Source organism: Ruminococcus sp. RTP21204st1_B2_RTP21204_210225 (genome assembly GCF_040914135.1).
In the GTDB taxonomy this organism is placed as follows: Bacteria; Bacillota; Clostridia; order Oscillospirales; family Ruminococcaceae; genus Hominimerdicola; species Hominimerdicola aceti.
On the sequence record NZ_JBCPGA010000003.1, the window covers coordinates 85,884 to 99,295 of the forward strand.

Here is a 13,412-nt window from a genome sequence, read left to right on the forward strand (position 1 = left end):
CCGAAAGCCTTAACTCTCGTCCTTTTGAGCATTTGCTCCGCTGACGATCTCGGTTATCTCCTGTGTGATAGCCGCCTGTCTTGCTCGGTTATACTGCAATGACAGCTCCTTTATCATCTCCGAAGCACTTGTGGTAGCACCGCTCATGGCGGTCATTCTGGTATTCTGCTCACTGGAGAACGCCTCTACCAAAACGCCGAATATAAGACCTTTCATGTAGTTCGGCACAAGATGATCCATTACCTTTTCAGGACTTGGTCTGAACGTCACGATATCGTGATCCTGCTTTTGCAGAGGGTGTTCAAAGTCCTCACGCTCCAGCGGAAAAAGCTTGAGCATCTCAGGCTCCATATCCATGGAATTTATCATCTTGGTGTAAATAACATAAACCTCGTCAAGATATTTTCTCTCAAAAAGATCTGTGACAGTTTCGGCGATCGCCCTCGCCCTGTAAAGGGTAGGATTTTGAGCCGTGTAAAGGAACTCGGCGTCGATAGTCACGTTCTTTCTTGAAAAATAATGTCTTCCGATCTGTCCCACAACGAAAAGGCAGGTGTTCTTGTGCTTAGCCATTTCCTGCTCTGCAAGCTTTAAAACGTTGTGGTTATAAGCTCCTGCCAGACCCTTGTCGGCTGTTACCACTATGTAGCCTATCATTTTGTCCTCAGGCTTTTTCTCCTCACGCTGGTCGAAATACTTGTGCTCGAACTCAGGTGTGTGGAGCAGTATGTGGTGAATGGTAGATTGGAGCTTTTCAAAGTAAGGCTCGGTGTTTTCAAGCCTTTTCTTGGCTTTTTTCAGATTTGAGGAAGAGATAAGGTACATAGCGTTTGTGATCTTCATGATCTCGCTTACGCTTGCGATCCTTTCTCTTATCTCTCTCATTCCTGCCATGCCTTATGCCTCCTTTCGGTGCAGAGCCTTTATCTGCCCTGCTTAAATTCCTTTGCGGCAGCAACTATCTTTGCGTCAAGCTCGTCTGTCATGACCTTCTTGTCATTTATCTCGGCAATTATATCGCTGTGATTTGCCTCAAAGTAGGAAAGCATATCGAGAGTGAATTTTCTTATCTCCTTAACAGGCACGTCAAGCAAAAGCTTATGCTGTGCGCAACAGAGGATAATTACCTCCTCGTGCATTGAATAAGGGTGATAGAGCGGCTGTTTAAGTATCTCAACGAGCCTGTGACCATGGTCGAGAAGCTCCTGCGTTGTCTTATCAAGCTCAGAGCTGAACTGTGTGAACACTTCCATTTCTCTGAACTGCGCAAGGTCGATACGCAGATTGCCTGATACTTTCTTTACTATCTTGGTCTGTGCCGCACCGCCTACACGGGATACTGAAAGACCAACGTTTACAGCAGGTCTTACGCCTGAGAAGAACAGCTCTGTTTCAAGGAATATCTGTCCGTCTGTGATAGAAATAACGTTTGTAGGGATATATGCGGAAACGTCGCCTGCCTGTGTTTCGATTATAGGCAGGGCAGTGATAGAACCGCCGCCGTGAGCGTCGTCAAGTCTGCATGAACGCTCCAGAAGTCTTGAATGAAGATAGAATACATCTCCAGGGTAAGCCTCACGTCCCGGAGAACGTTTCAGAAGCAGGCTCATTGCTCTGTATGCAACTGCGTGCTTTGAAAGGTCATCGTATACTATAAGAACGTCCTTGCCCTTATCCATGAAATATTCAGCCATTGCTGTGCCTGCGTATGGGCATATGTACTGCAAAGGCGCAAGGTCGCTGGCCATAGCTGTTACAACTATGGTGTAATCCATAGCACCATGCTTTTTAAGATCCTCAACGAACTTTGCGACTGTGGAAGCTTTTTGTCCGATAGCCACATATACGCATATCATATCCTTGCCCTTTTGGTTAAGAATGGTATCAAGAGCAATGGAAGTTTTACCTGTCTGACGGTCGCCTATGATAAGCTCACGCTGACCTCTGCCGATAGGGAACATTGAGTCGATAGAAAGTATACCTGTTTCCAGAGGCACTGTAACAGACTTTCTGTTGCAAACGCCTGCGGCTTCACGCTCGATAGGGTAATAATCGTCATACTCTATCTCGCCCATGCCGTCGATAGGAGCGCCCAGAGCGTCAACAACTCTGCCCAAAAGCTTTTCGCCAACGCCGACACCTGCCCTTTTCTTTGTTCTGACTACCTTTGAACCTTCCGTAAGACCATGGTCAGAGCCAAGAAGAACGCAGCCGAGAGTTTTTCTTTCCACATTCTGAACTATTCCTTTAACGCCTGTTTCAAATTCAACAAGCTCACCATACATTGCATGATTAAGACCGTAAATATTTACGATACCGTCATTTATGGATATTATCCTGCCTGTTTCGTTGACCTGAGTTTTCGCCTCAAAGTCAGCTATCTCACTTTTAAGCACCGAGATAATATCGCTTCTGCTTGAACCTGCCAAGCCGTTCACCTCCCTGATATCCTGTTCTGCAAAGCTTTTATCATACCCTGAACGCTCTTGTCATACTCGACCCCGTTCACTTCAAGACGATAGCCGCCCATGAGGGCTTCGTCGGTATTCACTTCCAGCAGAACATCGCTCACGCCGTATTTCTTTTTCAGCGTTTCTTTTATTTTATCCGTCTGTGCCTTTTCAGGCGGGCAGACGCAGTAAAGCTCAGCTTTAAGTATATTTTTGCTTTTGAGGACTTCATCGTCATATGCGTCAAAAATGTCCATGATGTTATCCATGTGACCCCACTGACACATGACCTTGAGAAAGTTTCTCATGTCCTCAGGAAAAAGCCTGTCTATAACTTTCTCCTTTTCCTTTATTTCCACAGCAGGGCTTGCAAGAGCGTCCTTAAGCTCGTCACAGCTTTCAAAAAGCTCTCTTGAAGCCTTTACGCTCTCAGCCTTTGGCGAAAGCTCAAAAAGCACTCTGCCGCAGACTTCCTCGGGATAAAAGATCATTTGGCAGCACCTACCTCGGAGAGAAATTCATCAACAGTTTCTCTGTCGGAGTCGCCTCCCACATTTTTCTTAATGACCTTAGCAGCTGCCAGTATAGCAAGGTCTGCGATCTGGTATTTTGCGTCGTCCATAGCCTTTTCCTTTTCGTTTGCAATGGACTTTTCAGCTTCTTTCATTATCTTAGCAGACTCGGCTCTTGCATTTTCAAGCATAAGGTCGCATTCTCTGCCTGCCTGTGCTTTAGCCTTGTTTGTTATCTCAACAGCCTGACTGTGTGCGTCGGCTATCTCAGCTTCATAGTCAGCTTTTATTTTTTCAGCGTCCGCCTTAGCCTGTGCCGCACCGTCAAGGTCGCTTTGTATCTTTGCAGACCTCTCGTCCATCATTTTGCACACGGGCTTGAAAAGAAACTTTTTAAGGAGCAGATACAGTACCAGCAGATTTATTATTACCCATACCAAACTTATATCAAGACTTATCATAGCTATGCTCCTTTCATAAAGATGTTTTGTTTTATTACTTCAGGAAGAAGATGATAAGGATAGCTACGATAAGACCGTAAATAGCGGTCGCCTCTGCAAGTGCGCAGCCGAGAAGCAGCGAGCTTCTTATATCCTTTTTAGCTTCAGGCTGTCTTGCGATAGACTCTGTTGCTTTTCCTGTTGCAAGACCGATTCCGATACCTGCGCCTATACCTGTAATAACGGCTACAGCCGCACCAATTGCTACTAACATGATATATACCTCCGTTTTTATTCTTTTACTTTTCTACGCTTATTCTCTTACTTCAGGAAGAAGATGATAAGGATAGCTACGATAAGGCCGTAGATAGCTGTTGCTTCTGCAAGTGCGCAGCCGAGAAGCAGTGAGCTTCTTATATCCTTTTTTGCCTCAGGCTGTCTTGCGATAGACTCTGTTGCTTTTCCTGTTGCAAGACCGATTCCGATACCTGCACCTATACCTGTAATAACGGCTACAGCCGCACCTATTGCTACTAACATAGATCATACCTCCGAATTTCTGTTATCTTAGTCGTCGTCCTCTATTGCTTCATTTATGAACAGGGACGTGAGGAACACGAAAACATATGCCTGAATGAAGCCGTCGAAAATATCAAAGTATGCCGAGAATGCCAGCGGTATCACTATCGGGCAAACGGCGTCGATAAGCTCCATGATGATATAAGACGCAAGCACGTTTCCGAAAAGTCGCATACAAAGCGACAGCGGTCTGATAACAAGCTCCATTACATTCAGCGGAGCGATTATCGCCACAGGTTTGGCAAAGCTTTTCAGCCAGCCCTTCGTTCCTTTTGCTCTTATTCCTGCAACCTCCACAAGCACAATGCTCATGATCGCAAGTCCTGCGGTAACATTCAAGTCTTTTGTAGGCGGTGTAAAGCCCAGCAGACCGATGATGTTCGCAAAGCCTATGTAGATAATGACAGTTGCAAGGAACGGAAAATACGCCATACCCTTTTCTCCCAGCTGTTCTCTGAAGAAATCTCTGAGAAAGCCTACGAATGATTCAAGCATCATCTGTTTCCTGTCAGGGATAAGTTTAAGGTTTCTTGTGAGAAGTATTGAAGCTATCACAAGTATCGCCATTATTATCCATGTTACCACGCAGGACACAGGAACGGGTATACCTCCGAAAATCGGTATCCTGAAAGCTACTTTGTTTTGCATAGCCTCGGAAAGATTTTCGGAAATTCTCTCCAGCATTTTATCACCTCCAAAAAAATAAAACCAATAAGAATGCCAGCCTCATAAGGGTAGAATAAGGTCCTTACCGTTCACCCCCCAGCGGTCGAATGCAATCGTCATTGATTTTATCATGATAAAACATTTTTTGTATGCGTCCCCCTATGGGCGCAGTGATGTAAGACTTGCTTTTTGTCTACGAATATATTATAATACAATCATAAGCATATGTCAAATAGATATTTTCTATTGTAAACATACTCATAGTGTATGGATAGAGAGGAGAGAAACGGTTTATGAGAGAGATAAATTTCGAGCATTATAAGATATTCTATTATGTGGCAAAGTTCCAGAACATAACAATGGCGGCGAACTATCTGTTTTTGTCGCAGCCGAGCATAAGCCGATGCGTAAAAAATCTTGAGGACGAGCTTGGGTGCAAGCTTTTTGTGCGGTCAAAAAAGGGCGTAGAGCTAACAACGGGCGGAGAGATGCTCTTTAAGCATATATCCATAGCCTGCAAGCATATATTCTCGGCAGAGGAGGAGCTTGCGCTGATAAGCGAGCGTGACAGGGCGATAGTAAGGCTTGGAGGAAGCGAGGTGGCACTGCAAAGCTTTCTTATCGACCGAATAGTAGAGTTTCACAGAGAACACCCGAAGATACAGATAAAGATAGACAGTATGTCAACCCCTGACGCTATAGAAGCGTTGAGGGCAAATCTAATAGACGTGGCGGTAGTTACCTCGCCGTTTGCAGACAAAACGGGGCTGAACATAAACGTCATAAAGAAACTTCAGGATATCGTTGCCGCAGGAAACGGTTTTTCCTATCTTAAAGACAAGGAGATATCCCTGCATGAGCTTGTGAAATATCCTCTTATCTGTCTTAAAAACACCACCACCACCCGAAACTATCTTGACCATATATTCAGACAGCACAACCTGCTGTTAAGACCTGATATTGAGCTTACCTCCATAAACTTTGTAATGCCAATGGTGAAGAACAATCTTGGCATAGGCTTCATGCAGTATGCCACCACCAAGGCGGAGATAGAGGCAGGGAACATCTTCAGGGTGAACACAAAAGAGCAGATACCGCCAAGGAGCATATGTGCGGTGACGGCTTCCCAGTATGAAACTCCGGAACCTGTACAGAGGTTTATAGACAGCCTGCTTGAAAAGGAAAGCGTGAATATATAAAAGCAATTTGGGGCGTTGGTGACAGCGTCCTTTTTGTGCTATAGAATAGAACAAAGCGGTGCAGAGTTTTACGCTCCGACACCGCTTTGTTTTGCTTTTTACAGCTCCATTATATATTTTTCCGCAGAAGAAAGTGCGTTTGCACCGTCTGCCGCTGCTGTTATTACCTGCCTGAGAGGTGTAGTACGGACATCTCCTGCCACAAAAAGACCCTTTGCAGTGGTGATCCCATCCTCGCCAGCTTTCACATATCCGCTTTCGTCAAGCTCGCAAACGCCCTCTAAAGCTTGTGTATTCGGCACGCTTCCGATTGCGCAGAACACTCCGTCCACGGCAATGTTCTTTTTCTCGTCGTTTTGCGTATAGGTAACGCCCTCTGCATTTTCGCCGCCTGTTACCTCTTTTATAACTGCACTCATAACAGGCACGATATTATCTGTTTCAGCGACCTTTTTCTGCAAAGCTTTATTTGCTCTGAACTCGTCACGTCTGTGGATAAGGTAAACAGTTTTTGCAAGCTTTGAAAGATAAAGTGCGTCACCAAGTGCAGTATCTCCTCCGCCCACAACAGCCACAACTTTATCCTTATAGAAGAAGCCGTCGCATACTGCGCAGTAAGAAATGCGCTGTTTCTCACCGCCTGCCACGTCAAGATGACGATATGAAGTGCCTGCGGTGTAAATAACCGTTTTTCCTTCTTTTACAGAGCCGTCCTTGAATATGACCTTCCAGCCCTCGGCTGTTTTCTCAAAGCTCTCAGCCTCACCCTCATAAAACTCAGCTCCAAGAGTTTCAGCCTGCTCTCTGAACTTTTCTCCAAGGTCATAGCCGTTTATGCCGTAAAGACCAGGGTAGTTCTCAACTTTGTCTGTAACAGATATCTGACCTGTACCCATGTAGTCCTTTTCACACACCAGTGCGGAAAGCATTGCTCTGCCTGCATATATCGCTGCAGTAAGCCCCGCAGGACCACTGCCTATTATTATAACGTCATACATAAAAACACATCCTTTATATATAGTATACACTCTCTGTCCCTAATTATAAAATGAAAACCGACTTTTGTCAATCAGATATAATACATAGGCTCTGAAACGTTCTCTGCTGACTCTTTATTATAGAAGTCAACGAGCTGTCTGAGGGTGATAGACTCAGTGTAGCTTTTGAGCTTGTTCTCTAATCTCAGCCATATATAATCGTCAAGCACCTGTGCAAATTCTGTGTTTTCGTCATTTACTACCGCAACATCGCTTCCAAGCACCGATGGGTCGAGAGCGTCGATTATTTCTTTGAGTGTTATCTTCTCTGGCTTTTTGTTGAGTATATATCCGCCCCTAGAGCCTTTTATGCCTTTTATGAGCCTTGCCTGCCTCAGAGAAGTAAGCACCTGCTCAAGATATTTTCCTGAAAGTCCACGTCTTTCTGCCACGCTGTATACTGTCACTGTTTCGCCGTTTTCTGAGTTCATTGCAATGTCTGCGATGGCAATTATGCCACATTCTACTTTTGTTGAAATTTTCATTTCTGCACCTCCCTAGAAATGACAATCTTGTCATCTCTCATGCTTTTTATACTTGTCCTATTATTCATAGTAATCCTATCAACATAATATATTTTATACTTTTTTGAGCAAACTGTCAAGAGTCTTCATAAAAATAAGGGCATAATTTAAAAGAAATGTTAAATCTATAGTAATCCTATTGACTTTATATGATTTATGTTGTATAATATCTACAGTAACAAAGAACATCGCACCTTGACAGGCTTGCGGTGATAGCTATATAATAAGAAAACAGGGGGCGTTTCCTTTGAAATTCAATACAAAATTGCTCCATGGCGGATTTGGACCTGAGAAAACAACAGGCTCAACGCTCACTCCGATATATCAGGTGAGTGCCTTTGCGCAGGAGTCGGCTGAGCAGCTTGAAAAAGTATTCAATAATAAAGCACCGGGATATGCTTACACAAGAATAAGCAATCCGACAGTGGCGGCTTTTGAGAACCGAATGAATACCCTTGAAAAAGGTGTTGGCGCAGTGGCTTGTTCATCAGGCATGGCGGCTGTTACAATGTCGCTTCTGAACATTCTTGAAGCAGGGGACGAGATCATATGCGGTGCAGGACTTTTCGGTGGCACTATCGACCTTTTCGGTGACCTTGCGGCATTCGGTATCAAGACCAAGTTCGTAAAGCACGTTACAAAAGAGGAAATAGCCCCTATTATAAATAGTAAGACCAAAGCGGTCTTTGCCGAGCTTATCGGAAACCCTAATCTTGAAATAGTTGATATAAAGTCGGTGGCTGACCTTGCCCATGAAAACGGTGCAGTGTTTATTCTTGACAGTACAACGGCTACACCTTATCTTATAAATCCATTTGACTACGGTGCTGATATCGTGGTACATTCCACGTCAAAGTATATAAACGGCGGAGGAAATTCCATAAGCGGCGTTATAATCGACAGCGGAAACTTCAAATGGGATTATGACAAATTCAAGGGGTTGGCAGAATATAAGAAATTCGGGAAGTTTGCTTATATCGCAAAGCTGAGAAACGGCATATGGAGAAACGTGGGTGGCTGTCTTGCTCCAATGAACGCATTTATGAACAGCGTGGGACTTGAAACACTGGGACTTAGAATGGAGCGATGTTGCCATAACGCTTTGAAGCTTGCGGAGTTTTTTGAAAGCTGTGAGGGCATTGAAGTGAACTATCCTGCACTGAAAGCCAGCCCGTTCTATGACCTTTGTCAGGAAGAACTTGGCGGCAAGGGTGGTGCTATACTCACCATAAGAGCAGGCTCTAAGGAAAGAGCCTTCAAGCTTATAAACGGCTTGAAGCTTGCAACAAATGCAACTAATATCGGAGATACAAGAACGCTGGTCATACACCCTGCAAGTACGATCTACGCTCACGGAAGCGAGGAGCAGAAGATAAACGCAGGCGTGTTCGGCGACACAATTAGAATAAGCGTCGGAATAGAGGACGCATCGGATCTGATCGAGGACTTTAAACAGTCCATAGAAAAACTTTAGGAGGAATTTACTATGGCAGTTGATTACGCAACACTTAAAAAAGGCGGTTTCATGCGCCAGAAGCAGAAGAATAATTTTTCACTTAGACTTAGAGTTGTGGGCGGAAACCTTACGGCAAAACAGCTTGCAACTATTGCAGAGGTGTCTGATAAATACGGCGAGGGCTATGTTCATCTTACATCACGTCAGAGCGTTGAGATACCTTTTATAAAGCTTGACGATATCGACGAGGTAAAGGCGGCTCTTGCAAAGGGTGACACAGAACCGGGCGTTTGCGGACCGAGAGTAAGAACTATCACAGCCTGTCAGGGTGCTGCGGTCTGTCCAAGCGGCTGTATAGATACATACTCTCTTGCAAAGGAGCTTGACGAAAGATATTTCGCAAGGGAGCTTCCTCACAAGTTCAAGTTCGGCATCACAGGCTGTCAGAACAACTGCCTTAAAGCGGAAGAAAATGACGTTGGTATCAAGGGCGGCATAAAGGTCGAGTGGCGTGAAGCTGATTGTATCGGCTGTGGCGTGTGCGTAAAGGCTTGCCGTCAGGGTGCGCTTACAATGGAGGACGGAAAGATAGTCCTTGACAAAGAGAAGTGCAATTTCTGCGGACGCTGCTTCAAGGCTTGTCCTACAGAAGCGTGGGATACTATCCACGGCTATATAGTTTCATTCGGCGGACTTTTCGGCAACCATATCAACAAGGGCGAAACTGTTATCCCATTTATCGAGGATAAGGAAACTCTTATGAAGATTTGCGATACCGCTATACAGTTCTTTGACGATAACGCAAAAGCTGGCGAAAGATTCAAGTTCACTATCGACAGAGTGGGCAGAGAGAAATTTACAAATACTATACTGGAGGTTTATAACAATGGCTGATTTTAAAATAGACGATACAGTGGATATCACCACAGTGGTTTGCCCGACAACATTTGTTAAGGCAAAGGTAGCTCTTGAGGAGCTTGACGACGGACAGATACTTTCCATTAAAATGAATGACGGCGAGCCTGTTCAGAACGTTCCAAGAAGCATTAAAGAAGAGGGTCACAAGATATTGAAGCTCATTGACAATGAGGACGGCACTTATGACCTTATCGTACAAAAGGTGGGAGATTAATGTCAGTAAGAGCAAATAAGGATACTTTCGAGAACGAGATAAACGAGGCAGGAAAGCTTGTTATCGCAGATTTCTATTCAGATTCCTGCGTTCCGTGTAAGCGAATGTCACCGCTTCTTGCGGAAACTGAGGAGGAAGACCCTGAGGGCATAAAGCTTGTGAAACTCAATATCAACTTTGACGGGGAAACCGCTCAGAAGTATAATGTCACAAGCGTTCCGACACTTGTGTTCTTCAAGGACGGAGCAGAAAAAGCAAGACTTACGGGAGCTGTAAAGAAAGCACAGCTCACCGAAACAATAAATTCTATAGATTAAGGAGAAATGGATATGACTATAACAGTAGCAGGCAATAAAAAGGACGTTGCAGAGGGACTTACAGTGGCACAGCTCGTTATCGACGAGAACGTTGAAACACCACAGTACGTTACAGTAACTATCAATGACGAATTTGTAGAGAGCGGTGCTTTTGAAAGCACAGTTCTTAAAGACGGCGACGTTGTAGAATTTCTTTACTTCATGGGAGGCGGACAGTAATGGCATTTACAGACGAACAGCTTGAGCGTTACTCACGCCACATCATTCTTAAAGAGGTTGGCGCAAAGGGACAGAAAAAGCTTCTTAACGCAAAGGTACTTATAATAGGCGCAGGCGGACTTGGCGCACCTGCCGCTATGTATCTTGCTGCAGCAGGCGTTGGTACTATCGGCATTGCAGACGCGGACGAGGTAGATCTCTCAAATCTGCAAAGACAGATCATCCACACAACTCAGGACGTTGGCAAGGCAAAAGTTCTTTCCGCAAAGGAAACAATGGAGGCTATCAACCCTGACGTCAAGGTGAATACATACCGCACCTTTATCGACAGCGAGAACATCATGGATATAATCAAGGACTATGATTTCGTTATCGACGGCACTGATAATTTCCCTGCAAAGTTCCTTATTAATGACGCCTGCGTAATGGCTAAAAAGCCATTTTCACACGCCGGTATCATCAGATTTAAGGGTCAGCTCATGACCTATGTTCCAGGTCAGGGACCATGCTATAGATGTGTGTTCAAGAACCCACCTCCGAAGGACGCTGTTCCTACTTGCAAGCAGGCAGGCGTTATCGGCGCAATGGGCGGTGTTATCGGAAGTTTGCAGGCAATGGAAGCTATCAAGTATATCCTTGGCGTAGGCGACCTTCTCACAGGCTATCTGCTTACTTATGACGCACTTAAAATGGAGTTCAGAAAGGTAAAGCTCCCTCAGGATACAAAGGGCTGTGCAGTATGCGGTGAAAACCCTACTATCACAGAGCTTATCGACTATGAACAGGCAGAATGTGACGGTGTACATCTATGATAAAACTCAGCAAAAGCGATTATGAAAAGATACTGCACCACGCTGAAAGCGAGCTGCCGAATGAGGCTTGCGGACTTATCGGCGGAGTAAAAGAGGGCAGTGACAAGATAATAAAAAAGGTCTATCTTCTCACGAACATAGACCACTCAAACGAGCATTTTTCTCTTGACCCTAAGGAGCAGCTTGCTGCTATCAAGGATATGAGAGCAGAGGGACTTGTTCCTATGGGCAACTGGCACTCACACCCTGAGTCACCTTCACGCCCTTCTGATGAGGATAAAAGGCTTGCTTATGACAAGACAGCAAGCTATATGATACTCTCATTTATGAACAGAGATGAGCCTGTGCTCAATTCTTTCCATATCGAGGGAACGGATTCCACAAAAGAGGAACTTGTAATAGAATAGCAAAAAGTAGGGGCGAACAGCGTTCGCCCGCAATTCGCCCACTCTCGTTTCGTAAGACACAAACAAAAAGCAGTACCCAAAAAAGTACTGCTTTTATTATTTCATCATGCAGATCAAACGGGCGAACGCTGTTCGCCCCTGCAAATGTATCAGCATATTTGCGTGTGAAAAACTTATGAAGCCTTTGCGCTCTTTCTGACCTCTGTGTAGCCTGCCGGTGACGGGATCTCATAATCGTCTGTGGAGTTTATGGCTCTCATCATGCCTGCGATAAGGTCAGGCTGTGTGATAGTGTAGTCAAATCTGTTTATGATGCCAAAGCCCTTGTTGCCGTTGTAGCCGTTGTCCCAGTATACACAAACAACGCCGTTTTTCTTTGCCGCCTTGATAAGATATTCAGACCAGTAGCGTCTGAACTCATTGTAGTCTGCAAACTTTTCTGTCTTGTCCTGTGCACCAAATTCGCCGATAACAACAGGATAACCCTGACTTACAAACTTTTCGTTAAGAAGTGCCATTTGGCTGTCAACATAATCCTCCTGACCCCAGTTGTCATAATTCTTTACCGCATATTTGCCCCACTGAGTTTTTGCGGTCTTGTTCTCGTCAATAGTGAAATTGAATGGGTCATAATAGTGAACTGATATCATGATACGCTTGCCGTCAGCCTTGCAGCCCTTGTCGGTCGGTATCTTGAAATTGTAATCATCTCCTGCTGTGTATTCGATATTGGTGTTCCAACCAGGGAGAAGCAGCCAGCGTTTTTCATTGTTTGAACCTGTTGCTCTCACTGAGTCAACAAATATCTGATTGTATGCGTTGATGTTATCATATGCTTTTTCGTCAGGCTTGCCGTAATCGTTGTTGAATTCCTCATTCATGGACTCGAAGATAAGGTGCTGGTCATAGTCCTTGAAACGGTCTGCTATCTGAGTCCAAACCTTGCCGTACTTGTCTTTTATTTCGGTCTGCTTGTCATCGTCTTCAGCACAAAGCAGCCAACTGTGGTCAACAGTGTAATATCCGTCACCATGCATATTAACTATAGCGAACATATCGTTGTTAACAACATAGTCAACGACCTCCTGAACTCTGTCCAGCCAGTCAGTGTCTATCTTGTAGTCAGGACCGTCGCCTATCATGTCAAGATAAGAAACAGGTATTCTTACTGTCTTGAAGCCCTGCGCCTTTATAGTGTCGATAAGCTCTTTGGTTATCTCAGGGTTGCCCCAGCAAGTTTCGCTTGGCAGCCCACCGCTGGAAGCTTCAAGCTGATTGCCTAAGTTCCAGCCAAGCCCCATGGCTTCTGTTATCTGTGTCTGGTCAAGCTCTGTCCACTTCTTTGCTGTGTCTTTTGCCTCGCTGTCGGAGTTTTTTCCGCAGCCTGCCACAGCCGCTGTCATAACTCCTGCCAGCAGCAGAGCCGCAGCTCTCGATATGAATTTTCTCATTTTTTATATAACCTCTTTCCTTTTTGCGTATGTAAACGATTAACGCTAATGACTATTATAGCACACTGCACAAATTTTTTCAATAGTGAAAAGAAAATTTTATTATGTGGTTGAAATGAGAAATAAGTGGCTGCATATTGCCTGCTGCGGCGAATATCCATATAAATAAGCATTTGCACTTGATTTTGTAATATTATGTGTTATAATAGTA

The 13,412-nt window shown here is 44.7% G+C and carries 18 protein-coding genes; 8 read left to right on the forward strand and 10 right to left on the reverse strand.

What is annotated here, in order from left to right; genetic code table 11:
- Positions 1-9 precede the first annotated feature (9 nt).
- The 7 genes from atpG to AB5123_RS02070 are packed head-to-tail and all read right to left on the reverse strand — an operon-like array spanning position 10 to position 4,665.
- Complete coding sequence (gene atpG / locus AB5123_RS02040) at positions 10-894, reverse strand: ATP synthase F1 subunit gamma (protein WP_337812225.1); 885 nt, start codon at positions 892-894, stop codon at positions 10-12.
- Between the two features lie 29 nt (positions 895-923).
- The gene (atpA, locus tag AB5123_RS02045; RefSeq protein ID WP_333632093.1) at positions 924-2,438 is read right to left on the reverse strand and encodes a F0F1 ATP synthase subunit alpha; all 1,515 of its coding nucleotides are present in this window, start codon (positions 2,436-2,438) and stop codon (positions 924-926) included.
- Positions 2,435-2,941: an ATP synthase F1 subunit delta gene (atpH, locus tag AB5123_RS02050; RefSeq protein ID WP_038672505.1), complete on the reverse strand. Its 507-nt coding sequence runs from the start codon at positions 2,939-2,941 to the stop codon at positions 2,435-2,437. Before atpH ends, atpA begins: the two co-directional genes overlap by 4 nt.
- A complete protein-coding gene (gene atpF, locus AB5123_RS02055; protein WP_046441676.1) occupies positions 2,938-3,423 on the reverse strand; it encodes a F0F1 ATP synthase subunit B in 486 nt (161 codons plus the stop codon). The genes atpH and atpF overlap by 4 nt, the downstream gene beginning before the upstream one ends.
- Before the next feature lie 34 nt (positions 3,424-3,457).
- Entirely contained in the window at positions 3,458-3,676 is a 219-nt protein-coding gene (gene atpE / locus AB5123_RS02060) for an ATP synthase F0 subunit C (RefSeq protein ID WP_022288193.1), read from the reverse strand.
- Positions 3,677-3,723: 47 nt separating this feature from the next.
- Positions 3,724-3,942, reverse strand: a complete 219-nt coding sequence (atpE, locus tag AB5123_RS02065; protein WP_022288193.1) for an ATP synthase F0 subunit C — start codon at positions 3,940-3,942, stop codon at positions 3,724-3,726.
- Positions 3,943-3,969: 27 nt separating this feature from the next.
- Complete coding sequence (locus AB5123_RS02070; RefSeq protein ID WP_022288191.1) at positions 3,970-4,665, reverse strand: F0F1 ATP synthase subunit A; 696 nt, start codon at positions 4,663-4,665, stop codon at positions 3,970-3,972.
- 275 nt (positions 4,666-4,940) lie between these two features.
- Between AB5123_RS02070 and AB5123_RS02075 the strand changes: the two genes are divergently transcribed.
- Positions 4,941-5,846, forward strand: coding sequence for a LysR family transcriptional regulator (locus AB5123_RS02075; RefSeq protein WP_022288190.1), 906 nt, complete (start codon positions 4,941-4,943; stop codon positions 5,844-5,846).
- Between the two features lie 98 nt (positions 5,847-5,944).
- Here the strand turns inward: AB5123_RS02075 and AB5123_RS02080 are convergent, their stop codons facing one another.
- Both AB5123_RS02080 and AB5123_RS02085 read right to left on the reverse strand, forming a co-directional pair.
- A complete protein-coding gene (locus AB5123_RS02080; RefSeq protein ID WP_337812227.1) occupies positions 5,945-6,844 on the reverse strand; it encodes an FAD-dependent oxidoreductase in 900 nt (299 codons plus the stop codon).
- A gap of 71 nt (positions 6,845-6,915) precedes the next feature.
- Positions 6,916-7,368 carry an Rrf2 family transcriptional regulator gene (locus AB5123_RS02085; RefSeq protein WP_117865194.1) on the reverse strand — a complete coding sequence of 151 codons (453 nt, stop codon included), beginning with the start codon at positions 7,366-7,368 and terminating at the stop codon, positions 6,916-6,918.
- A gap of 286 nt (positions 7,369-7,654) precedes the next feature.
- Here AB5123_RS02085 and AB5123_RS02090 point away from each other — a divergent pair, with 286 nt between their 5' ends.
- Genes AB5123_RS02090 through AB5123_RS02120 form a run of 7 tightly spaced genes read left to right on the forward strand, consistent with a single transcriptional unit; the run spans position 7,655 to position 11,750 of the window.
- Complete coding sequence (locus AB5123_RS02090; protein ID WP_117858170.1) at positions 7,655-8,881, forward strand: O-acetylhomoserine aminocarboxypropyltransferase/cysteine synthase family protein; 1,227 nt, start codon at positions 7,655-7,657, stop codon at positions 8,879-8,881.
- A gap of 12 nt (positions 8,882-8,893) precedes the next feature.
- Positions 8,894-9,757, forward strand: coding sequence for a 4Fe-4S binding protein (locus AB5123_RS02095; RefSeq protein ID WP_022288186.1), 864 nt, complete (start codon positions 8,894-8,896; stop codon positions 9,755-9,757).
- On the forward strand, positions 9,750-9,995 hold the full coding sequence (locus AB5123_RS02100; RefSeq protein ID WP_022288185.1) for a sulfurtransferase TusA family protein: 246 nt from the start codon (positions 9,750-9,752) through the stop codon (positions 9,993-9,995). Before AB5123_RS02095 ends, AB5123_RS02100 begins: the two co-directional genes overlap by 8 nt.
- Positions 9,995-10,312, forward strand: coding sequence for a co-chaperone YbbN (locus tag AB5123_RS02105; protein ID WP_117891388.1), 318 nt, complete (start codon positions 9,995-9,997; stop codon positions 10,310-10,312). The genes AB5123_RS02100 and AB5123_RS02105 overlap by 1 nt, the downstream gene beginning before the upstream one ends.
- Positions 10,313-10,324: 12 nt before the next feature.
- Positions 10,325-10,531, forward strand: a complete 207-nt coding sequence (gene thiS, locus AB5123_RS02110; RefSeq protein ID WP_022288183.1) for a sulfur carrier protein ThiS — start codon at positions 10,325-10,327, stop codon at positions 10,529-10,531.
- Positions 10,531-11,343: a thiazole biosynthesis adenylyltransferase ThiF gene (gene thiF, locus AB5123_RS02115; protein WP_117858162.1), complete on the forward strand. Its 813-nt coding sequence runs from the start codon at positions 10,531-10,533 to the stop codon at positions 11,341-11,343. Before thiS ends, thiF begins: the two co-directional genes overlap by 1 nt.
- On the forward strand, positions 11,340-11,750 hold the full coding sequence (locus AB5123_RS02120) for a M67 family metallopeptidase (protein WP_329963891.1): 411 nt from the start codon (positions 11,340-11,342) through the stop codon (positions 11,748-11,750). Before thiF ends, AB5123_RS02120 begins: the two co-directional genes overlap by 4 nt.
- Positions 11,751-11,923: 173 nt before the next feature.
- Here AB5123_RS02120 and AB5123_RS02125 read toward each other — a convergent pair whose 3' ends face one another.
- The gene (locus AB5123_RS02125; protein ID WP_081856010.1) at positions 11,924-13,201 is read right to left on the reverse strand and encodes a glycoside hydrolase family 5 protein; all 1,278 of its coding nucleotides are present in this window, start codon (positions 13,199-13,201) and stop codon (positions 11,924-11,926) included.
- Positions 13,202-13,412: the final 211 nt, after the last annotated feature.